Consider the following 20,743-nt stretch of genomic DNA (forward strand, 5'->3'; position numbering starts at 1 on the left):
AAACCCGTCATGATAAAGGCTGCCGGCGCGAGATACCGCTGCCAACATCTCCATCGCCGAACCGTCGATGTTCCGTGTCCGTGCATAATCAGTCCGCAATGATGCTATTGGAAGGATGCTGAGATCGGACGCAACAATGACGCCTACTCCAGCGAAGTCGGCACCTCCGAGCTCACGGACTCTCACGAGAAGAGCGCGCAGTCGCGCAATTAGCATGCCTCCACAATCCCACCCTTTATGACCCAGTCTTCTCGATTCATGCCCTAGCCAAGACAACCGCTGTCGGCCAAGAAAAGTGCGCAGAAAGAATCCCGATTAGCACCTAAGTATTCTTGGCGGCACACTACGAAAAAACTTTACCATTCCTGCCAAAATTTCCGAGCAGCATCAAGATAGGTTTGAAGTTGCTCGGCCCGCCAGGTGACGGGTGAGGTCGGGTGACAGAGATAATAAAGTTCGTTCGCACAAACTAGCTTCGTACGATCGCAGTTGATGATCCAGTTAAGCGCATCCGCGACGGTACTGTTGTAGCTGGTGCCGAACTTGGCGTTGGGAACATTGTAGAGCATCCCCTCCAAAAAATAGGATGGCGCCACCCCGGCTTTGATATACCCTTTGTCAATCATGCTATTGCGCATGTTTTTCAGGATACGAACAACTGGCTTGAACCACTGGTTGGTGTTTTGGTGCTTCGTCGTAGCGTTCCCTGAGTGCTGCTTGGGAAAGTTGATGATCCTGGTACCGTCCGGCGTCCAGAAGCATATGCCGGTATGGAAGTTCTGATCAGCGGAGCTGTTAAACCGCGTGTACCGACGCAACTCCACGCATGGCAACACATCGCAGTCGCGCCTGCCGCCCGATCCTGGGATGAAGACAGCCTTCTTGCCGGGTGTCACTCCGGACCCAAAGCGGTTGGTGAGATGCTGAACCACCTCCTTCTTGAACTGTTCGAAGGTATAGGATGCAGGACTACGTGCGGTATTGTAGGCTATTTTCTCGGCCTCGTTCAGGTTGCCCAAGTCAGTGTAGAAGATCGAGTCCAGCATCATCACGACATCAACATCGCTGTCGGCGTAGATATTGGTATCGTTGCCGTATGAGCCTTGCAGGAAAATATCGAACGAGCGAGAGTTGTAGGGGGCTCCGCTCTCCTGAAGTACGTTGCGGACCGTCTCATAGGTTGTCTTCGATTGTATGATCGAGCCCTGCTTTGCCCAGGTATCGAGCTGTGCCTCCGGTATACTCATATTGTCAGTCCATAAGAAGAGCGTGGAGTTGGTCTTCGACAGCGGCAAATGATTCAACGCCACGTTGCCGAAGGCCATTAAGCTTGTTCAGATCGTGCTCGAACAGATCAGTTGCCATTTCCGGCTTCGTATATTCATTAGAAATACGAACCGTAGGCACCTGGCGGTAGAGAACAGTCCGAAGCTGATCCATCGAGTTCGTATTAATCTCAAGCGTCTTCTGAAGGAGCTGGACACTGAGCAGGTATTTCGCCCAATACATCTTGCTCCAGAACGCCGGTTTGGGTTCAGGGTAGACGCCTACGCCGATGCTTACGACGCGCAGGCACTCCAAAGGCAGTTTCAGTGCTTGGGTCGCGTCGGCGATGGCGTAGAGCGTGGGGTTGTTTGCGCAGTAGCCACCATCCACCAGTTCGATTCTGTCCCCCGCAGCGGTTTCAACGAACTTGCGGTCAAAGAATGGGAACGCCGAGCAGGACGCCTGCACCGCCTCTCGAATGGGAACCCCGAACCCGGGAACGAACGTGCCGATCCTTCCATGCGCTTGAGCCACACTACCTTTGAAGATCATCGGGCGCTCGATTATCCATTTGGTCGTGACGATGCCCACTCCCGTCTTGACGTCGGTGAACATGGCATCGTGAAACACCGTTTCCGCCAGCTCGGCAAGCGCCTTCGATTTCTCTGAAGGTGATTTGCGCTGCATGATGCGAGGGACATGCTCTTTGTATAGCGCGTGGATCTCTTCCACCGAATAGCCGAGTGCAATCAACGCAGCGATGATTGCCCCGGTGCTGGTACCAAATACCAAGTCGAAAGCTTCGTGGAGGGGCTTTCCCAACATAGCTTCGATTTCGCGGAGCACGCCTAGAGTATAGAAGCCTTTTGCTCCACCACCGTCGAGGGTGAGGATACGGTACTTTGCAGGTTTCTCTTTCGCTCCCTCGCCCATAATCCTGTCCATCGATTGCGTTGTCGCCTACATTAGCACGACCTCAACCGGACGAAAGAGGGGCAGCCCAGAAAACGATGCGATGCAATCTCGACGCCCGCAGTTCCTACGGAAATCTGACGGAGATTGTAATTTGCGAGATCTAAACCATGTGCGCTTCGCAGAAGCATAAGACTGCGCTTCGATGTCCGGTATGAGGGCGGATGCCGCCAGTCCGGCCCTATAAATGATCCCATCCAGACGCAGCCGGCTATCTGGAACTGGAATACCGTGCGCCAATCCCAATTTTATTGACAAGAAATGGCAAAGATTGTCATATCTAGGTTAGGAGGCGCCAATGGCAACAATGAACGTATCCCTGCCGGACCCCATGAAGGAATGGGTAGAGGCTCAGGCCAGGACAGGACGCTACAGCAATGCGAGCGACTATGTCCGCGACCTGATCCGGCGTGATCAAGAGGCCCGTGCGACGCATGATGAGATTCAAACCCACATCACGGCCGGACTGCGTAGCGGCGTCGGGACCAGAAGCATGAAGCAGTTGCTGCAGGATGCTCGCGCGGCTGCCGGGACGACGGATGCCGACCTGTAGAAAGACACGGCTTGCCGAAGGCGACATCGTCAACATCTATACGCAGGGCGTGAGGGATTTTGGGCCACGGCAGGCTGAGGTCTACCATGCAGGACTGGCGGACGCGTTCGACCTTATCGCCGCACATCCGCAGCTTGCGCCGGAACGTCACGAATTCGACCCGCCGATACGGCTGCACCGTCATCGGGCTCACCATATCCTCTATCTCATTGACGACGACGGAGTTCTGATCGTCCGCGTGCTGCCCAGACTACGGCGCTGGGAGCGGCTTATGGACACAGACTGACGACGCTGCCACTACACGCCAAACCTGCTTTACCGTTCGCTGGAGACGCCTGTCGTTCCAGCTGCAGATGCTGGCTTTCTGCCCCGCCGCTGTTTCTGGAAGGCCCGATCAGTCTCCATGAAACGCCCGACCATAAGCGGCACCAGCCGGGCCGCATCGGGGATGGCATCTGCCGCCTCACCTACGTTTCCCGAGACCAGTTCAGCATACAGCAGCAGGTCACGATGTATCTCTGCGGGCAGCTCGATCGTCAGCTTGACCGGCCGACTGTCAGGAATGGCGCTGATACGAAGTTTTGTCATGGCACGGCTCCTTCATTTGGATGCCAAGGTTTCAGGACCAGATCGCGATTGACGATCAACGTGAACGGCAGGCCGGGCCGGTCAGTCAAGGTGGGCTGAACATCCATGCTTCGGTCGATCAGGCGGTTTCCCACCATGGAAAATCCGTTACTGGCGCCGCTGCGGATCGCCTGAAGCAGGTTGTCCTCACCCCATGATGTCCCGGCTTCAGACCCGACGCTCAGCATGGTCGTCACCAGTGCAGCCCTGAAAAGCTGGCCCCAGTGCTGGTCCACCAAATCCTTGAGCCCGGTCTGGCCGATCGCATCGGCGCCCGGGATCCTGTCGAGCACAATGCTCTCACCATCGGGACGGATGAGACGGGTCCAGATCACCTGCGTGCGCTGCTGCCCGAAAGAGACGCTGCTGTTATAGGTGCCGAAAAGTGTACTGCCCTGCGGGACAAGCAGGTAGCGCCCGGTCGGGCTGTCATAGACGTTCTGCGTCACATGCCCGATCAGTTGCCCCGGCAGGTCCGAACTGACTTTCGAGTTGAGCGCGCCTGCGATGACTGTTCCCGCCTGAATAACGTATGGGGAAACAGGCTGCGTCAGGCGATCCGGGCTGATCGTGACGCGATCAGGCTGTCCTGCCAGAAAGGCACGGTTGGCGGCCTGCCGATCATTTGTGCCCGCAGACGCAGCCGGAGTGCTATTCCCAGCAGTGGGCGACGCAAGAGCAGACACGCTGTCCTGCCGCCCTGCATCCTGCGTCTGCACGAACAGCTTGCTGGCGATGGCTGCCTCGACTTCCTGTTCGGCGCGCCGGTCACCCATACCGGAAACCGGTCCGGCCCTGCCTTCCTGCTGCGCCTTCAGGATCGGTTTGCCCAGATCATCCCGACCGCTTTCCACCTGCATCACCGCACGGATCCATTCCGGTGGCAGGGCGACACGCAGGGCGGCCTGACGGACCAGCCCGTCGATATCCTGCGCACAGGCGAGACGTGCCGGAAACATCAGCGACGCTGCCAGTCCCGTGCAGCACAGCCGGAACAACATGGAGCGGGCACACACACGGGAGCTACTGCCCTTTTGCCCTGTTCCTGCAGTCAGGGGCATCATTCGCGGCCTCCCTGACGTTTCTGCGGGCGGCTCCAGACGAGTTGCCAGACCCGTCCACCACGGCCCGACTGGAACAGGGTCGCGCGTACGCCCTGTGCCAGCGACGGGTCATCAAGCACCACGACGATGTATTCGCCAGCCCGTTCGCCGGTGCGTGTCCAGCCCGCGCCGACTTCGGGGCCGTCGCTGCCATCACCAAGATGGATGCGATAATCGGGCGCGTTGCCACCTTCCGGCGTCTCGATGCGCACCAGTGTCAGTTCGGCATCCAGCGAGAGTGTGCGCAGGCGTCCGGAAAAACCGTCTGCCGTGCGCGTGAAGAGTCCGATCTGGGCCATGTCAGTGATCCTGCAAAAAGCGTGGCGAAGAAAGGCCGGCGGCAGGCACGGAATCTGCGGCAACCCATAGCGGGGTCGCGCGCCCGATCACGCTGCTGACCCGAAGCGGACCGAAATACCGGCCGTCCAGACTGCGGGGTTCGTGCGTGTTCATCACAAAGATTTCGCGCGCATCGAGACGGTGACAGCCCTGCCAGACAGGCAATGGACGCCCGCGATGATCAGTGGTCAGTGCCTCGCCGACACCCAGTCCATCGACGACGATATGACTTCCCGTGCGACAGACCGTCTGTCCGCCAATCGCCGCCACCGGTTTGAGCAACGGCACGCCACGCGGCAGATAGTCACCACGCGCCAGCCTGTCCGCATCGCCTTCCGGCACCCGTATGGGGTGCCCGCACGATATCGATGCAGCAGGCTGCCGCGCCGCACTCCGCCTGTGTCCAGCGCAGCAGGGCGAACACGGCGCCCGGCGCAAAACACAGACGGCGGCGATAACGATCGATCGGTTGCGTTTCCAGCGCATGACCGCCGCCGCCAGGGCCGGTGATGAAATCACCCTGCCGAACTTCGGCAAGTTCAAGGTGAAAGAAGTCGCCGCCCGCGAAGGCCGCAACCCGGCCACGGGTGCGACCATCAGCCGCAGGCGCTGTTTGACCACGGCCGGTGCGACGAAGAACGCTGCGGCGATTTCCTCTTCGGACATGCCTTTCTCCAGCATGTCACGGAAGGCGCGAAACTGATCCAGCGGGTGCAGGGCCACGCGCTGGACGTTTTCGGCCAAGGAATCATCTTCGGCAAAAATGGCCGATCCGGCCTCGCACACGACGCACGGCACCGAGGCAGTCTTCGCGAGCTTCTTCTGCTTCACCAGCAGTTCGAGGGCACGGAAGCGTCGTCCGCCGGCAGGCACCTCATAGGTACCGGTCTCGGCCCCGGTATCGTCGAGAACGGGGCGAACATTCAGGCTTTGCAGCAGTCCGCGGCGCTCGATGTCGCGGGCCAGTTCCCCGATCGACAGACCGGACTTCACACGCCGGACGTTGGACTGGGACAGCACCAGCCGGTTGAACGGGATGTCGCGGGACGAACTCAGGGTGATTTTGGGAATAGCGGTCGCCATGGCGAAACACTCCATGACGGGCGGACAGGAGACTCTCTCCCATCCTCTCAACCCGTCACGAAAATCAGCGCAGCCCTCTGACTCTGAAGGCCCCAGACCCACCCAAAATCCGCAACCTTTTCCCGGCAGGAAACGACGGCAATGGGGGGAGAGCAGAATGTCGGTTATCGGAAAGCGATAACCGAAAGCAGCCCTTCTCTGCGCTGATGTTCCTGACGGCTACCGACCATTGTCGCTCGCACAGCAGTCGATTTTTCGTTCTCAGAGGTGGCCCGTCAGCTTTCCTATTCTGGATGCTCAAGACTGGATTGCTTTGGTCAAGCAATCTGCGAAGGCAAACTTAAAGCTCTGCTTCAGCGCGGAAGATTGAATACCCGCCCTGAAGTTAAGCCACTTTCCGGATCCCACCAGATACGCTTCAGATGAGATATGACGTCCTGATAGAGATGAACGATCAGTTCAGGATAAATTGGATTGAGCACAATGTCCGTATTTCGTTCAAGATTCCGTTGTTTGCGTAATACGTAGATTTCATCGATCTGTGAAAGCTCCGGAAGCGCGCGATCCAACTTCAGAAATTCTGATGCCACGATGTAACGGCAATAAGGCGTCGCTTTTTTTATTCGTTCAGCCGTCCCCGCGCACTCGTCAAGCATATTTCGCTCAAGATACCGTTTGCACTCGATTGCTACAGCTGGGACCACCAACTTGTCGCTTCGTGTAAACGTCGAGCCTTCAGCCTGAATAGATAGCGTGACGCACGCCCCGAGAACAAAATCGTGATCCTTTTCGCGCAGCGTAAACTCGGGTGCCTCGACGAGCGCATGCACATCGCGGGGATTGAATATCAAACCAATGAAGCTCGATGCAGGGCGTCGCAGCAAATCTTGTCCAATGTCCGTAGACACATTAGCAAACAGATAGCCTAGGAATTCTTCCAGGATTGAAGGTTGCAGTCCTTCTTGAGCGCTATTCGCCCGTGCATCTAGGGTCGGTTCGACAGCATTTTTATAATCGTTGAGTAGGCCCGTAAGCGCGATGATGTCAGCCTCATCACGACCATCCACGGCCAAGCTCGCAGCCTTCCACGCCTCGTATCGTTCAAGAACGGGGACCAGTTTGGCATCCTTGGCTGCCTTTCGTGCGAGGCGGGCCCCATGCGTATAGACCTGTGGTTCAGACATTGATCAGCCTTCCACTAGCTAGCCGGTCATAGACATGACGCTTCGATAGATCGGCCTTCGCGACATAGTAATGCACGTCTTCAGCAAATTTTTCGAACACATCCGGGCAGTACTCCGCTTTCGAGCGTCTTGCATTGTGCCGCATTTGCTTTCGTAAAACGTATATCTCGTCTATCGAGCCCGAGTAGTTTCGATTGCGCGAGTAATCCAGCGTTTCGGTCACTAGGAAATAGCGAGACGATGGAAATGTCCGCTTTAAACGCTCCGCCGAAAAATCAAGCCCGTTCAGTTTGTTAATATCGATATTGGTTTTTGCTTCTACGGCGATTAATGGCACGACGAACTCAAATTCACGATCTTCAAGCAGGATGCGGTCGGTACGCAAGCCGATGCAAAGGTCTTGGTTCTTGCGGCGCACAGTCCAACCGCCTTCGCGATACCCGCTGAGAGTTACATCAACGATTGAGTCTCGTGTCGAGAAGAGCGGATTAATGCTTGAGCGGGTGAGTCTATGAAAGAGTAGTCGCACTAGGAACTCTGGAAGCAGCGAGGAAGCAAAGTCGCTACGCCAGTTAAAAAAACTGTCAGACCTCTCAACATCTTTGATAATATCCGTGTAAAGATTCAGCGCTTGCACTGAAGCAGCAAGCCAGCCAGGCGTGCATTCACCCCACGCCAGCGCATCGAGAAAACTAGCGTAGGCCTCCTCGACCTGCGCAAGATACTCCAAGACAATCGGCTTCTTCGCTATCCGTCGCTTGTGAGCAAGGTTGCTCGCGTGACTGAGAAACTTGCTGTCAATCATCGGGCGACAAGCACCGGGCGTTTTTGCCCTGCTGTGGCGATGGCAATCAGCTTCTCACCGAGCGCGCGAGCGAGGAGTGGCGGCACCGAGTTGCCGATCTGATTATACTGGCTCAGATTAGCTTCATCACTACGCCCTTCTTTGTCGAGTAGCTTCTTGCTCATCAGCGTCCGCTTGCCCTTGAACAGGTATCGGTCCGGAAATGTCATTAACCTTGCAGCTTCACGAGCTGTGAGATTACGATTTTGAACAGGGTGAATGTAATTGGATTGAAAGTTCGCCGTGATGCAAAGGCTGGGAATATCGCCAATTAGCCGCTGATTGTTCGATTTGTAGACTGTCACGCCCTCAGTGCTGCGGTAGCTGGAGCTGCCCGGCGGAATAGTCTGGAATCGCCGTACGATCCGGGTCGTATGGCTCATCGCGACATGATTGGTTACGCCCGTCGAGCCTGCCCGCATAGAAGACTGATACGCGCTGAACGGCAACGAGGTGTAAGGTTGCAGACCCTCTGCACCCTGACCAGCCTCAAGGGCAGGAAGGTCCGAGATTGCCTCCAAACAGCTTCGGGGTTTATTAGCAGCTCCCACACCGAATGTTGGAACAGGAGTAGGGTCATCCGTCCAACTCCCCAGCATTGCGACGACAAAAATGCGTGAGCGTAGCGACGGCACTCCGTAATTGGTGGCTTGGAGTGTAAGCAGCGCCGGCTCGTAACCCAAGTTCTTCAACCGCTCAAAGGTGAAGGGCAACGCTCGAACTCCCGGCCGCAACTGGGCGGTACGGAAGCCAGCGACATTTTCCATCAGCACCATCAGCGGCCGAACTTCCTCGACCACGTTCAGATACGCCTCGACCAAGGTGTTTTGAAATGGCACCTCGCCAAATTGCCGCCGCCCTGCCACCGAAAACCCTTGGCAGGGCGGACCACCTGCTACAAGATCGATTTCACCACGCAATGCCCGCAGATCCCCGCGAACGATATTGCGCACGTCGCCTCGCAACAGGTGAGTATCCGGATGGTTGTGCGCGTAGGTATCCGCAGCCCACGCATCTACTTCATTGGCGAGGATGACGTCTATTCCTGCATCCTCGAGGCCAAGCGAAAGGCCTCCACAACCGGCAAATAAGTCGAGCGCCTTAAGCTGCATTACGCAATCCGATACCAATGCAAGCGACCCGCAATTGTTCAGCGACTGCTTTGGCCAACAGCGGCGGCACAGCGTTCCCGACTTGCATGCGCTGGTCTAGGTGCATGTCGTCGAGCAATCCTTTTTTTAAGCACAGGCTCCTTGAGAGCACCGCGCGCTTTCCCTTCATTACGAAATGGTCAGGGAACGACTGAATACGCATCAGTTCGCGCACCGTGAAATTACGATGGAAATAAGGATGGATAAAATTTGTGTGCGATGACGCGACAATAGTGCTGCATGGGGCATCAGGACGTTGACGCCGACTGTTTTGAGCATAAGTTTTTCCTTGAAGCCCATTTCGTCCCTTGGGCTTCAACTCAACATCAACTGAAGCCTCCCCTTCTCCAAAGCCGATCGCCTTGAAACGTTCTACAATGCGGGCAGTGTGCCGCATCGGCTCATGAAAGCTAGGAGCATTGCCCTTGTGATCAGAGCGCATCAAATCTTGGTAAGCGTTTTTTGGGGGGGAAACATAGCCCTCCCCCCCCGATTCGGGGAGATCAGATATCGCGTCCCACAAACTGATTGGCTCCAGAGAAGCTGGGCGTGGCCAGCTGAAGCGTGTGAGCAACTGCTGAGAAGCCGCACCAAGGATAAAAAGACGCTCGCGATTTTGCGGCACCCCAAATCGGGCCGCCTGAAGCAGCTTTAAGTCGGAGCAATAGCCAATCGCCGCGATTTCCTCCTCGATCACATCGATAACTGGACGACCTTCGGCGGTCTTAGTCGCAAGCAAACCAGCGACGTTCTCTACGAGAAAAAACGCGGGACGCAGGACCGAAACCCAACGAAGAAACTCACGAAACAATGAATTACGTGGATCCCGGGGATCCCGATTAACAATATTACTATGCGAAAAGCCTTGGCAGGGTGGCCCTCCCACAATCACCAAAGGCTTCTCGGTTAACAATTTAGCAATCTGCTTATCCGAGAAGTCCGACACACTGTCAGTAAAAACCTTTGATTCCTTGAAGTTTACTTGAAACGTCTCTGCCGCCCATTTGTCAACTTCGATCGCAGCGCGCACTTTGAACCCCGCCAGTTCCATTCCAAGCGCAAGCCCCCCAGCACCAGCGAATAGGTCTACGGTAGTTAGGCGCATGGTGTCTGTTTTGCCTCCTTGTCGAACTTATCTGAAGGGCACAATATTCGAAGCGTATGCCTCTGAGAATCCCCTCTTTGGTATTTGGTACGAAGTCGGCGAGTAGCACGCGCCGAAACCAAGTCCATGGAAGCCCTTAGATTTTCTCTTCCACACGGCCTCTTTGCCTGATGCATCCTCTACCCCAAACATTACTCGTGAAAGGGAACTGTCCAGACTGTCCCTAACACAGTCTATCGCGGTTCGCCTAACAATGTCGGCTTTCTGGCAACTACCATCAGCACTTCGATGTCTGCCTTGAGGCGTAAGCAGACATCATGAACTTGGATTATCCTTCTTACACAACATTCAATGGAAATTCCGGGCCTTCACAATGATATTTTCGGCAGACCTGCCCTGATCGAAGTCTGGAGGTATCTGCGACGACCGGTTCCCCACATCGGCCAGCAGATGGGAGAGATCCACAATCTCACGCGTCACGAGATGTACCACCTTCCCTTCCTTCTGCAGCCGCCCCACAACCCCCAGCATCTGGCCTGACAGGACCACCCGGCGGAAACGCTCGAACATATCGGGCCAGATAATCACGTTGATCGCCGCCGTTTCGTCCTCCAACGTCATGAACACCACGCCCTCGGCCGAACCAGGCCGCTGGCGGACCAGCACCAGCCCAGCCACCGACAGGCTGCTCCTGTCCCGGGCCTCCAGGGCCTGCCGGCACGTCACCATCCCGCGTTCGATGAGATCAGGGCGCAGGAACGCCACGGGATGATCCCGCAGGGTCAGGCCGGTGCGGTTGTAATCGCGTGCGACCTCGGCCCCGTCGCGCATGGGCTGGAGCAGCACGTCGGGTTCTTCTGCTTCACGCACGACGGCGGCTGCGGCAAACAGCGGCAGGGGTTCGTCACGTAATGCCTTGATGGCCCACAGCGCCTCACGCCGGGCAAGACCCAGCCCCGGCCGGAAGGCGTCCGCCTCGGCCAGATGGGTCAGGGCCGTTCCCTTCACCCCTGCCCTACGCCACAGATCGTCGACCGAGGTAAAGGGCCGGTCGCCCCGCGCTGCCACGATGCGGGCCGCATCCTCATTGGCCAGCCCTTTCACAAGATTCATGCCCAGACGGACGGCAAACAGCCCGTCATCCCGCTCCGGGCCTTCAAGCGTGCTGTCCCAGCGCGAGGCGTTGACGCAGATCGGCCGGATCTCGACCCCGTGCTCGCGGGCGTCGCGCACAAGCTGGGCCGGGGCGTAGAATCCCATGGGCTGGCTGTTCAGGAGTGCTGCCAGAAACACATCCGGATGGGTGCATTTCATCCAGGATGACGAATAGGCCAGAATGGCGAAGCTGGCTGCATGGCTTTCGGGAAAGCCGTAACTGCCAAACCCCTCAAGCTGCTGGAAGATGCGTTCGGCAAAGGTCTCGGGATAACCCCGTGCCGTCATCCCCTCGATCAGGCGCGTGCGGAAACGCGAGACCGTGCCGGTATTCTTGAACGTCGCCATGGCCCGGCGCAACTGATCAGCTTCAGATGCCGAAAACCCGGCGCAGACCATGGCCACCTGCATCACCTGTTCCTGAAACAGCGGAATGCCCAGCGTCTTCCTGAGCACCTTTTCGAGTTCCGGCGTCGGGTAGATTTCCTTTTCCTGCCCGGCCCGCCGGCGCAGATAGGGATGCACCATGTCGCCCTGGATGGGGCCGGGCCGGACGATGGCCACCTCGATCACCAGATCATAGAACACCCGGGGCCTGAGACGCGGCAGCATGGACATCTGGGCGCGGGATTCGATCTGGAACACCCCGATCGTGTCGGCCTTGCGGATCATGGCGTAGGTGCGCGGATCCTCGGCCGGGATGGTCTGTAGCGTGTAATGCTGTCCCTTGTGTTCGGCCAGAAGGTCCAGCCCTTTCTTCATGCAGGTCAGCATGCCCAGGGCCAGCACATCGACCTTCATGAATTTCAGGACGTCGATATCGTCCTTGTCCCATTCGATGATCTGGCGAGCGTCCATGGCCGCCGGTTCGATCGGTACCAGCGCATCCAGCCGGTCACGGGTCAGGACAAACCCGCCGGGATGCTGCGACAGGTGACGCGGCACGCCGATCAGGCAGCGCGCCAGATCCAGCGTCAGCCGGATGCGCCGGTCGGACAGGTCGATCCCCGTTTCATTCAGCGCGCCCTCATCCAGCTTCCGCCCCCAGCCCCAGATCTGGCCGGACAGGGTGCGGATCAGGTCTTCGGGCAGGCCCATGACCTTGCCGACATCGCGCAGCGCGCCCTTGGCGCGATAGCACGTAACCACCGCCGTAAGGGCGGCGTGATTACGGCCATAATGACCGTAAATCCACTGGATGACCTGCTCCCGGCGCGCATGCTCAAAATCCACGTCGATATCGGGCGGCTCGCGGCGCTCTTCGGAGACGAAGCGTTCGAAAAGCAGCGACGTCCGTGCCGGATCGATGGCGGTAATGCCCAGCACATAGCAGACAGCAGAATTGGCCGCCGATCCCCGCCCCTGGCACAGGATGCCCTGCGATCGGGCGTAACGGACGATGCTGTGCACGGTGAGGAAATACGGCGCGTAATCCATGCGCCCGATCAGGGCGAGTTCATGGCTGAGGGTTTTCCTGACCTCGGGCGGAATGCCTTCGGGATAGGCCGTTGCCGCCCCTTCCCAGGTCAGGGCTTCGAGCGCCTGCTGCGGCGTCTGGCCGGGGACGGAGACCTCGTCTGGATACTGGTAGGCCAGGTCATCAAGGCTGAAGCGGCAGCGTTCCACGATCTCCATGGTCCGGGCCACCGCTTCGGGATAGCGGCTGAACAGCCGGGCCATTTCCGCGGGCGGCTTGAGGTAACGGTCCGCATGGCGCTCGCGGGCAAAGCCGGCTTCGTCGATGGTGGTGTGGTTGCGGATGCAGGTCACCACATCCTGCAGGATGCGCCGGTCATGGGTGTGGAACAGCACGTCATTGGTCACGACCGCTGGCACCCGTGCCTGATGGGCCAGGTTCGCCAGCTCATACAGCCGCATCTGGTCATTAGGCCGGCGCCGCAGGGTCAGCGCCATATAGGCCCGGTCGGCAAAGGCGTCCTGCAGCTTGCGCAGATGCAGGGCGCAGGCGTCATCCGCCGTGTCCGGGAGCAGGATTATAAGGAAGCCCTCTCCCCATGCCACCAGATCCTCCCAGAGCAGACGGCATTTCCCCTTCCCGGCCCGCGCCTTGCCAAGGCTCAGCAGTCGGCACAGGCGACCATAGGCGGCCCGGTCCGTCGGGTAGACCAGCACGGGCGCGAAATCGGCGAGGTCGAGACGGCAGCCCACGACCAGGCGGATGCCGGTCTCTTTGGCCGCGACATGGGCCTGCACCATGCCTGCCAGGGAATTGCGATCGCAGATGCCCAGTGCTTCGATGCCAAGGGCCTTCGCCTGTTCGAACAGTTCAATCGGTGAGGATGCGCCGCGCAGGAACGAGAAATAACTCGTCACCTGCAGTTCGGCGTATGGCATGCTCATTCAAAGAGACCGTGCAGGAACCAGCCCTGCGAACCGGTCTCGCCATGTTCGCCATCCCCGGTCCGGTAAACCCAGAATGTCTCGCCGCTGGTATCTTCCACCCGGAAATAGTCCCGCACGGTGGTCAGTTCCGCATCGCCCTTCCACCATTCGCCAAAGACCCGCTCGGGGCCATCAGCGCATCTGATCCGGCGGCGGATGCCACGCCAGACGAAGAAGACCGGCGGATGGTCGGGCAACACCGCCATGGTCTGGATCGGCTCGGGACGGGGCAGCAGGCGGGTGGGGCGTGGCCAGTGATCCGGCCACTCCTTTCCGTCCTCGGCTGCAAGGGCGGGCACGCGGCAGACGGCTCGCTCTGGCACGTCGCTTTCCACCGGGGCGAAGCGATACAGGGCCTGTGTGCCGACGCGGTTGGCCAGGGTATCGATCAGGTCGGAGACGTCGGCCTCTTCCTCCTCGATCAGGGCGGATACACCCTGGCGGTGGAGGATCGGCTCGGCCAGCGAAGCCGTCAGCACCATGCGCTCGATCCCGAAGCCCGGATCGATGGTCTCGATCCTGTCACAGAGCAGACGGGTCAGGCGTCTGACGTCCCGCACCGGCATGGCCGTGGCCAGCCCATGGAGGCCATCGATGATATCCGCTGGCAGGCGCAGTGCCTCAATGGGCAGGTCGGCAATCGCTGCCGCCGTCTTACCGGGCGGCACGAGGGTGATGCGTCCCCGGCCATAGCGCGCCAGCGCATGGGCGGCACCCCACGTATCGGCAATCGCGGCCCGGGCCGTAATCCCGGACTCCTTCAGGCGTGTGACCATGTTCTCCAGCATGACGGCCTCGCCCCCATGCAGGTGATCGGCACCGGTCGTATCCAGCACGATGCCGTCTGGCGGATCGGGGGCCACGATGGGGGCGATGCGGTGCTGGAACCACAGCGCCAGCCGCTCCAGCCCTGCCCGGTCACCGTCCGGGTCGGCATCCATGATGAGCAGATCGGGATGGAGCGCCTGCGCTTTCGCGACAGGCGTGCCGGGACGCAGGCCCAACCTGCGGGCAGCGAGGTCGACCGACAGCACGACCCGTCGCCGCCCTTCCCGTCCGGCCAGCACCAATGGGCACTCAGGCGCGGGCGCGTTGGTTCCCAGCCGCTTCCTGAGCCGGTCTGTCGGCCAGAGCGGCAGGTAGAGCGAGACGACACGGCGCCAGTCTCCCTTTGGCATCACAGGCCTCCACTTCAAAATCGGCGCATTCGCCCGCGCGGGCACGGATGAGTTCCAGCAGCCAGCGGGACCGGCCGACGCCGGGGACCGGCAGCGGCACGGATGGCAGGACCGAGACCCGCCACCGGGTGACCGAAGCGGTAGGCTGGCCGAAATCGGCCGCATCCGTCTGTCGCCGCCAGCGTCGTATGGCGATGCCCAGCGCGCCGGATGTCTCGGCCGCCAGCTGTAGGCGGCGTGAGGCGGTCATGGACAGGCGGGCGACCTCGGCGACAACCGCGCCCAGCCCCTGATGGCGCAATGCCTCCTCGAAACAGGCCAGGACATCGACGTCCGAACTGGCCGCGACGTAAATGGTCCGTCGCGCCGACAGTCCGACCTGCTGCAGTGCCGGGGCGTACAGGTCCTGACGGGTGGCGATCCACAGCACCTTGCCCCGTGTCCGCGCTGCGATCCCGGCGGAAAACAGGCCGGATGCTGCTGCATTCAGGGCGTCATGGCCACCGCCTGCGACCTCATGCAGCGCGCCCAGCGCCAGCCCCCCGTCCGGCAGACGACCGTCAATCTCGGGCATGCCGAAGGGCAGCACGCCCCGCCTGCGTCGACCCTGGCCTTCGAGGCGGCTGACCTGTGCTCTCAGCGCCTCCAGCGCGGGACGGGGTTCGGGTGCGGGCATGGGGTCGGACAGTCCATTCGGGTGTTTCTGGTATGGAATCAGCGATTGTGTTCATTATTTGTTCTGGTGCGGTGACGAATGTCAACCCGTTTCGGAAAAGCGACTGTGATCCGGACGCGGGCACAGGCCTGCCGTCCGATCCAGGCTCAATGAAAACTGTCTGGATTGCAGGGGTTTATCAGGAACAGTCCGGCCATCCCCTTCGTGCAGGGTGGATACCATCCGGCAGAGCACCCATATCCGGACTCGCGAAAGGAAGGCGTGATGTGCAACCTCTATGCGATGACCAGCAGCCAGCAGGCGATCCGGGAGGCGGCCAGGGTCATGACCGACCGCACCGGCAATCTCCAGCCCCTGCCCGAGATCTGGCCCAACACTCTGGCGCCCATCGTGCGGAACGCGCAGGACGGGCGTGAACTGGTCATGGCGCGTTGGGGCATGCCCACGCCGCCGGGCTACCTGAAAGGCCACAGGGTCGATCGGGGTGTGACCAATATCCGCAATCCGACCTCGACCTGGTGGAAGCGCTGGGAAGGTGTCGCGCATCGCTGCCTGGTGCCGCTCACGGCCTTTTGCGAACCGGAGCGCCTGCCGGATGGGACCAGCAGGCCCGTCTGGTTTGCCCGCAGCGATGGGGAACCGCTGACTTTCTTCGCGGGAATCTGGTGCCAGTGGACGTCAGTACGAAAACTGGCGGATGGCGAGACGACGGACGACCTGTTCAGCTTCCTGACCACCACCGCTAATCAGGAGGTCGGTGCCATTCATCCGAAAGCCATGCCGGTCATCCTGACCCGGCCGGAAGAACTGGATCTGTGGATGATGGGGCCCTTGGACGATGCGCTACAACTACAGCACCCCCTGCCCGACAACGTCCTAAAGATGGTACATGCTCCCCCGGTAGGCAGTTATTAAATGACGCCTTTGGGGGGAGAACGGAAGGTCGGCTTTGGGCTAAGATAAAGCAAATACCTGACTCTCTATCAACGAGATAGGAGTCTGAACTCTATTGAAGGAAGCTCTTCCTTGCGTTCGTTATAATTCCATTTTATCATATTAATGTTTTATAGGTTTTTGCGAACATTATGATTTGGATAATCAAGGCATGCGAATAGAAGTGCATTATGATTGGGAAAGATCTGCTCATGCCGGAGCATATGGCATGTTTCAAATTGAATCAGTAAGAAATGCTGATACTGGCGAAGATTTGACCAATGAAATTGACGTGGGACTACATTTCAATGGCGACGAACCCGAGGCGGTTATTAGATATTTAAGGAAAATATTTGGAGAAAGCACAACAATTGTACATCCATCAGAAGATGACGATTCAGACTGGCCGTATAAATAAACAGACTATTGGCTTGAAATAATGATATATTCATTTCTTATTATTGTAGTAATATCTCTTATAATATATATTGATATATTAAGTACATCCAGAAATGGAAAATATAATTATAAAAAATTAAATAAATATGGTTTATTATTTGCAATATCGATTTGTTTTATTCCTATAATTTTCTGGGGTTATTTTGCAACGGACCCTAACAAGGTAATGAAATTATTCACAAATCTACCAAATAATAGACCAGAAGATGCCAATTCTTTTTCCATCAGTGGCACTTGGGGCGATTCTTTTGGAGCTATAAATTCTCTCTTTACAATTCTTGGATTTGCGTCTGTTGTTATAACCATTATTCTTCAAATAAAAATAAACGGGGAACAAAACGATAGCGATTACAATAAAAATTTTGAGCAAAGAGTATATGAAAATATAAAATTACTCAGGGAGATAAAATCTGATATAGTTATTTTTTATGGCCGTCCCGATCGAAGAACGAAATTGGTAGGGTTTGAAGCCATTCATAGACTATGCCACGAATATGGTGATAAATTATCAGAATTCAAGCGTAGATACCATGGACCCTTCAATGCAGATTCTGTAAATAATTTTTATATGGAAATATACCCGAACGTTGAAAGTAGTTTTGGGGCATTTTTTCGAACCTTGTATTTTATTCTTGATGAAATCAAAAATGATGAACGAATATCTCCCATGAATAAATTTAGATATGGTAGATTAATTAGAGCGCAGCTTTCTGAGAATGATATTTCTTTGATCGCTCTCAATGGATTATCGTCCATATCAAAAGATATGGGTGAATTAATAATATACTTTAGACTTCTGAAGTATCATAAAAAGGATAGTATTTTATTTAATACGATAAAGGAATTCTATCCTTTAGAATCTTGGTCAAGTCGCGACTAATAGAAAATATTATAATAAATAATATGAATTACCACTTTATTTTCAAAAGGAGAATTTAAGGCAATTTATTATACCGAATGACTGAGTTAAGATTATTCAAATATTCTTGGTGTCCGTCCAAGATCATTTTGAATTTTAGAAACCATCTGTGATTCCATGTCGGCAGCCCCAATTTGGAGAGGCCGCTTGATGTGGACGATTGAAAATCGCGTCTGGTATGACCGTAGCAAACTCCGCTATCCCAGCGACCCGGCTGACGAGGAATGGTCGCTGATCGAGACGATGATCCCCCATGCGAAGCTGGGCGGTAACAAGCGGACCGTGAACGTGCGCGAGGTCATGAACGGTCTGATGTATATTCTGAGCACCGGGTGCCAGTGGCACGCGATCCCGAAAGATCTGCCGCCACGCAGCACGATGAACTATTATTTCTGCCGCTGGCAGTATGAGGGTACACTCGAGCGGTTGCGCCATGCCCTTTACGTGCTCTGCCGCGAACAGGTGCGTCGCGCACACCGGCCCCACAGCGGCCATTATTGACAGTCAGAGCTTCAAAAGTGCCGAAAAAGGGTTGCCGGATCGACCCGTCTGGCTTCGACAGTGGCAAAAAGATTAAGGACAAGAAGCGGCATATCCTCGTCGATACACAGGGACTTCTGATGGCCGCCATCGTGCATGCGGCTGATATCCAGGGCCGCGACGGCGGCGTCATGCTGATGGCAACATTGTTCGGGCTGTATCCGTTCCTTCTAAAACTCTACGCCGACGCTGGCTATTAGGGGTCGAAGTTCCAGCAGGGACTGGCCCATGCCTGCCGCACTGTGGACGTCGAGATCGGGCGACGATGCGATGCCCGAAAGTTCGTGGTGTTGCTGCCCAAGCCTTGGGTTGTAGAACGCACCATCGCCTGGCAGAACCGTTACCGACGCCTGAGCAAGGATTGGGAGTGCCTCAACCAGAACGCACTCGCTTTCCTTCAATGAGCATCAGTCCGGGTGATGCTCAGAAGACTCTGTAATCATAAGCAGGATCTTGGACGGATTCTTATAGACGGCCAAGATGAAGGCGTCTGCCTCCTGTCCGCTTCCGGCCCGGTCCCTTCAAATGCGGTTGTTCTGCATAGCGCCAAAAACGCGGTCTATCGTGGTTCACCTAAAAACGTCGGCTTTCGGGCAAGCGCCACCATCACTTTGGTGTCTGACTTGAGGCGATTACTGACTGTCTGCTTTCTGCTCCACTCGAGCAGAAAGTCTGATACGCGCTTTCTTACCTTTCTATCGCCCTACACCTTCATATGGGCAATGCGTCTCCACAAAACGCAGCAATCAGCCAAGCTTCACCGACAGTTCGACGTCTCCATCAAACGGCAGCGAGAGATACCCGGCGCCCGGAGAACGCACCCGCGACAGATAATCCGGACTATAATCGGCATTGTCCGCGACAATCATCGCGCCAGGGCGCAGCCTGCTTTCCAGCAGCGTAAGAATATCAGGATAAAGCGGCTTGGCACCGTCGAGCAGCACAAGGTCGATGGTCTCGGGCAGATTGGTGGCGAGCGTAGTCAGGGCATCCCCCTCTCGTATTTCCACAAGATCGGCCAGCCCGGCTTCTTCAACGTGCTGCCGCGCACGGACGACCTTGGACGGTTCAAACTCGGTGGTAATCAGCCTGCCACCGCCATTGTCGCGCAGAGCGGCAGCAAGATGGATCGTCGAGATCCCGAAGGATGTTCCGAATTCCACAATACCCTGCGCCTGCATGGCGCGGGCCAGCATGTAAAGAAGCGTGCCTGTTTCGCGTGAGACGGGAAGCCACAGGTCTTTTGCGAGACCGTAGAATTGCACATAGTCAGCCCGGCTGCCGACCAGACGCTGCAACTCCTCTGGGGCCAAGTTAGAAACAGCAGGGCTCGTGGCGGCGTCCGCCTCGGCGAACAGCCGGTCGAGCAGCGGAGCAACAGGTGAACTCATCAGAGTGGGAGCTTTATCAGGGGTCATGATGTGATCTCTGTTCCGTAACGGAGGTTGCTGCGCTTTACCTTGCGCACGCCGCTAAAATACGATTGATTCATCGCGTTTTCTATTCGCATTCCCCGGAACACCATGACCGATCGCCGCAACCCGAGGATTTCCGTCCGCAAACAGCCAGGCCAGGCGCGTTCGGCCGCACTTGTCGCCACGATTCTGGAAGCGGCTGTTCGTGTTCTGGCCGAGGAAGGCGCTACGCGTTTCACCACGGCCCGTGTGGCGGAGAAAGCCGGCGTCAGCATCGGTTCGCTCTATCAGTATTTCCCCAACAAGGCCGCCATCCTGTTCCGGCTCCAGACCGACGAATGGCGGGAGACGACCGCGATGCTGCGCGATACGCTTGAAGATGCCGGCAAACCACCGCTGGCGCGTTTGCGAGTACTGACCCATGCTTTCATCCGTTCGGAATGCGCGGAAGCATCCGTCCGTATAGCACTCGACGATGCTGCCCCCCTCTACCGGGATGCACCGGAAGCCGCAGAAGTGCGACAGGCGGGGAATGACATCCTCCAGCGCTTTATGCGCGAGGTCCTGCCGAACGCCACGAACGATGAGCGCACCCTGGCAGGTGACCTCATCAGAACGACTTTCGGTGCGGTCGGCAAGGCGTTCTCGGAAACACCCCGAAGCGACGTGGAAATCGCAGCCTATGCCGATGCCATGGCCGATATGTTCGAAGCGTATCTGCTCCGCCTCTCCGGAAGCATCTGATCGGAATCTGTCATCCGGGTGTCGGCCGCTCTAAGTGCGCTAGACCACCTTCGGCTCAGTCAGAAGACATCCCAGCTTACATTCACACACATGT

19 protein-coding genes and 3 pseudogenes are annotated in these 20,743 nt (G+C 57.2%); 7 read left to right on the forward strand and 15 right to left on the reverse strand.

Translation table 11 applies throughout. The features are described 5' to 3' along the window. Positions 1 to 356: 356 nt before the first annotated feature. Positions 357 to 1,247 carry a nucleotidyltransferase domain-containing protein gene (locus tag HNH97_RS04290; protein WP_171789991.1) on the reverse strand — a complete coding sequence of 297 codons (891 nt, stop codon included), beginning with the start codon at positions 1,245 to 1,247 and terminating at the stop codon, positions 357 to 359. Between the two features lie 4 nt (positions 1,248 to 1,251). Beyond that, positions 1,252 to 2,199, reverse strand: coding sequence for a patatin-like phospholipase family protein (locus tag HNH97_RS04295; protein WP_171789992.1), 948 nt, complete (start codon positions 2,197 to 2,199; stop codon positions 1,252 to 1,254). A gap of 337 nt (positions 2,200 to 2,536) precedes the next feature. Between HNH97_RS04295 and HNH97_RS04300 the strand changes: the two genes are divergently transcribed. Beyond that, positions 2,537 to 2,791, forward strand: coding sequence for a type II toxin-antitoxin system ParD family antitoxin (locus HNH97_RS04300; RefSeq protein WP_171789993.1), 255 nt, complete (start codon positions 2,537 to 2,539; stop codon positions 2,789 to 2,791). Then, positions 2,778 to 3,077, forward strand: coding sequence for a type II toxin-antitoxin system RelE/ParE family toxin (locus HNH97_RS04305; RefSeq protein ID WP_171789994.1), 300 nt, complete (start codon positions 2,778 to 2,780; stop codon positions 3,075 to 3,077). The genes HNH97_RS04300 and HNH97_RS04305 overlap by 14 nt, the downstream gene beginning before the upstream one ends. Positions 3,078 to 3,106: 29 nt before the next feature. Here HNH97_RS04305 and HNH97_RS04310 read toward each other — a convergent pair whose 3' ends face one another. From HNH97_RS04310 to HNH97_RS04370, 12 genes and pseudogenes are all read right to left on the reverse strand, one after another. Beyond that, entirely contained in the window at positions 3,107 to 3,379 is a 273-nt protein-coding gene (locus tag HNH97_RS04310; protein WP_171789995.1) for a DUF2274 domain-containing protein, read from the reverse strand. Then, entirely contained in the window at positions 3,376 to 4,482 is a 1,107-nt protein-coding gene (locus HNH97_RS04315; RefSeq protein WP_244949307.1) for a TrbI/VirB10 family protein, read from the reverse strand. Before HNH97_RS04315 ends, HNH97_RS04310 begins: the two co-directional genes overlap by 4 nt. Continuing rightward, positions 4,479 to 4,820: a DUF736 domain-containing protein gene (locus tag HNH97_RS04320; RefSeq protein WP_171789996.1), complete on the reverse strand. Its 342-nt coding sequence runs from the start codon at positions 4,818 to 4,820 to the stop codon at positions 4,479 to 4,481. Before HNH97_RS04320 ends, HNH97_RS04315 begins: the two co-directional genes overlap by 4 nt. Position 4,821: 1 nt before the next feature. Further along, positions 4,822 to 5,208, reverse strand: a pseudogene (locus tag HNH97_RS04325) (S26 family signal peptidase); the annotation flags it as partial. Positions 5,209 to 5,454: 246 nt separating this feature from the next. After that, a pseudogene (locus HNH97_RS04335) lies at positions 5,455 to 5,943 on the reverse strand (ParB/RepB/Spo0J family partition protein); the annotation flags it as partial. Positions 5,944 to 6,296: 353 nt separating this feature from the next. Next, on the reverse strand, positions 6,297 to 7,127 hold the full coding sequence (locus HNH97_RS04340; protein WP_171789997.1) for a Bpu10I family restriction endonuclease: 831 nt from the start codon (positions 7,125 to 7,127) through the stop codon (positions 6,297 to 6,299). Beyond that, positions 7,120 to 7,932: a Bpu10I family restriction endonuclease gene (locus HNH97_RS04345; RefSeq protein WP_171789998.1), complete on the reverse strand. Its 813-nt coding sequence runs from the start codon at positions 7,930 to 7,932 to the stop codon at positions 7,120 to 7,122. The genes HNH97_RS04340 and HNH97_RS04345 overlap by 8 nt, the downstream gene beginning before the upstream one ends. Then, positions 7,929 to 9,083 (reverse strand): DNA cytosine methyltransferase, encoded by a 1,155-nt coding sequence (locus tag HNH97_RS04350; RefSeq protein ID WP_171789999.1) that lies wholly within the window; start codon positions 9,081 to 9,083, stop codon positions 7,929 to 7,931. The genes HNH97_RS04345 and HNH97_RS04350 overlap by 4 nt, the downstream gene beginning before the upstream one ends. After that, positions 9,073 to 10,227 carry a DNA cytosine methyltransferase gene (locus tag HNH97_RS04355; RefSeq protein ID WP_171790000.1) on the reverse strand — a complete coding sequence of 385 codons (1,155 nt, stop codon included), beginning with the start codon at positions 10,225 to 10,227 and terminating at the stop codon, positions 9,073 to 9,075. Before HNH97_RS04355 ends, HNH97_RS04350 begins: the two co-directional genes overlap by 11 nt. 348 nt (positions 10,228 to 10,575) lie before the next feature. Beyond that, positions 10,576 to 13,743: an error-prone DNA polymerase gene (locus HNH97_RS04360; RefSeq protein ID WP_171790001.1), complete on the reverse strand. Its 3,168-nt coding sequence runs from the start codon at positions 13,741 to 13,743 to the stop codon at positions 10,576 to 10,578. Then, positions 13,740 to 14,963, reverse strand: coding sequence for a DNA polymerase Y family protein (locus tag HNH97_RS04365; protein ID WP_244949308.1), 1,224 nt, complete (start codon positions 14,961 to 14,963; stop codon positions 13,740 to 13,742). The genes HNH97_RS04360 and HNH97_RS04365 overlap by 4 nt, the downstream gene beginning before the upstream one ends. Next, positions 14,863 to 15,639, reverse strand: coding sequence for an ImuA family protein (locus HNH97_RS04370; protein ID WP_171790002.1), 777 nt, complete (start codon positions 15,637 to 15,639; stop codon positions 14,863 to 14,865). The genes HNH97_RS04365 and HNH97_RS04370 overlap by 101 nt, the downstream gene beginning before the upstream one ends. A 264-nt stretch (positions 15,640 to 15,903) precedes the next feature. Between HNH97_RS04370 and HNH97_RS04375 the strand changes: the two genes are divergently transcribed. The 4 genes and pseudogenes from HNH97_RS04375 to HNH97_RS04390 all read left to right on the forward strand — a co-directional run bounded on the left by HNH97_RS04375 (position 15,904) and on the right by HNH97_RS04390 (position 18,894). Then, positions 15,904 to 16,554: an SOS response-associated peptidase gene (locus HNH97_RS04375; protein WP_171790003.1), complete on the forward strand. Its 651-nt coding sequence runs from the start codon at positions 15,904 to 15,906 to the stop codon at positions 16,552 to 16,554. A gap of 190 nt (positions 16,555 to 16,744) precedes the next feature. Then, complete coding sequence (locus tag HNH97_RS04380; RefSeq protein WP_171790004.1) at positions 16,745 to 16,990, forward strand: hypothetical protein; 246 nt, start codon at positions 16,745 to 16,747, stop codon at positions 16,988 to 16,990. Between the two features lie 207 nt (positions 16,991 to 17,197). After that, a complete protein-coding gene (locus HNH97_RS04385) occupies positions 17,198 to 17,911 on the forward strand; it encodes a putative phage abortive infection protein (RefSeq protein WP_171790005.1) in 714 nt (237 codons plus the stop codon). 189 nt (positions 17,912 to 18,100) lie between these two features. After that, a pseudogene (locus HNH97_RS04390) lies at positions 18,101 to 18,894 on the forward strand (IS5 family transposase). A 342-nt stretch (positions 18,895 to 19,236) separates the two neighbouring features. Here HNH97_RS04390 and HNH97_RS04395 read toward each other — a convergent pair. After that, the gene (locus HNH97_RS04395; protein ID WP_171790006.1) at positions 19,237 to 19,908 is read right to left on the reverse strand and encodes an O-methyltransferase; all 672 of its coding nucleotides are present in this window, start codon (positions 19,906 to 19,908) and stop codon (positions 19,237 to 19,239) included. A 105-nt stretch (positions 19,909 to 20,013) separates the two neighbouring features. Here HNH97_RS04395 and HNH97_RS04400 point away from each other — a divergent pair, with 105 nt between their 5' ends. Next, positions 20,014 to 20,649, forward strand: a complete 636-nt coding sequence (locus HNH97_RS04400) for a TetR family transcriptional regulator (RefSeq protein ID WP_010511801.1) — start codon at positions 20,014 to 20,016, stop codon at positions 20,647 to 20,649. Positions 20,650 to 20,743: the final 94 nt, after the last annotated feature.

It is taken from the genome of Gluconacetobacter entanii (assembly GCF_013155425.1).
GTDB classification, from domain to species: domain Bacteria; phylum Pseudomonadota; class Alphaproteobacteria; order Acetobacterales; family Acetobacteraceae; genus Novacetimonas; species Novacetimonas entanii.

Coding starts and splice junctions, on each gene's coding strand:
- HNH97_RS04385 (WP_171790005.1), top strand. CDS start 17,198: ATGAAATTATTCACAAATCTACCAAATAATAGACCAGAAGATGCCAAT.
- HNH97_RS04400 (WP_010511801.1), top strand. CDS start 20,014: ATGACCGATCGCCGCAACCCGAGGATTTCCGTCCGCAAACAGCCAGGC.
- HNH97_RS04300 (WP_171789993.1), top strand. CDS start 2,537: ATGGCAACAATGAACGTATCCCTGCCGGACCCCATGAAGGAATGGGTA.
- HNH97_RS04395 (WP_171790006.1), bottom strand. CDS start 19,908: ATGACCCCTGATAAAGCTCCCACTCTGATGAGTTCACCTGTTGCTCCG.
- HNH97_RS04295 (WP_171789992.1), bottom strand. CDS start 2,199: ATGGGCGAGGGAGCGAAAGAGAAACCTGCAAAGTACCGTATCCTCACC.
- HNH97_RS04375 (WP_171790003.1), top strand. CDS start 15,904: ATGTGCAACCTCTATGCGATGACCAGCAGCCAGCAGGCGATCCGGGAG.
- HNH97_RS04360 (WP_171790001.1), bottom strand. CDS start 13,743: ATGAGCATGCCATACGCCGAACTGCAGGTGACGAGTTATTTCTCGTTC.
- HNH97_RS04345 (WP_171789998.1), bottom strand. CDS start 7,932: ATGATTGACAGCAAGTTTCTCAGTCACGCGAGCAACCTTGCTCACAAG.
- HNH97_RS04310 (WP_171789995.1), bottom strand. CDS start 3,379: ATGACAAAACTTCGTATCAGCGCCATTCCTGACAGTCGGCCGGTCAAG.
- HNH97_RS04290 (WP_171789991.1), bottom strand. CDS start 1,247: ATGAGTATACCGGAGGCACAGCTCGATACCTGGGCAAAGCAGGGCTCG.
- HNH97_RS04355 (WP_171790000.1), bottom strand. CDS start 10,227: ATGCGCCTAACTACCGTAGACCTATTCGCTGGTGCTGGGGGGCTTGCG.
- HNH97_RS04320 (WP_171789996.1), bottom strand. CDS start 4,820: ATGGCCCAGATCGGACTCTTCACGCGCACGGCAGACGGTTTTTCCGGA.
- HNH97_RS04305 (WP_171789994.1), top strand. CDS start 2,778: ATGCCGACCTGTAGAAAGACACGGCTTGCCGAAGGCGACATCGTCAAC.
- HNH97_RS04340 (WP_171789997.1), bottom strand. CDS start 7,127: ATGTCTGAACCACAGGTCTATACGCATGGGGCCCGCCTCGCACGAAAG.
- HNH97_RS04315 (WP_244949307.1), bottom strand. CDS start 4,482: ATGATGCCCCTGACTGCAGGAACAGGGCAAAAGGGCAGTAGCTCCCGT.
- HNH97_RS04365 (WP_244949308.1), bottom strand. CDS start 14,963: ATGCCAAAGGGAGACTGGCGCCGTGTCGTCTCGCTCTACCTGCCGCTC.
- HNH97_RS04350 (WP_171789999.1), bottom strand. CDS start 9,083: ATGCAGCTTAAGGCGCTCGACTTATTTGCCGGTTGTGGAGGCCTTTCG.
- HNH97_RS04370 (WP_171790002.1), bottom strand. CDS start 15,639: ATGCCCGCACCCGAACCCCGTCCCGCGCTGGAGGCGCTGAGAGCACAG.
- HNH97_RS04380 (WP_171790004.1), top strand. CDS start 16,745: ATGCGAATAGAAGTGCATTATGATTGGGAAAGATCTGCTCATGCCGGA.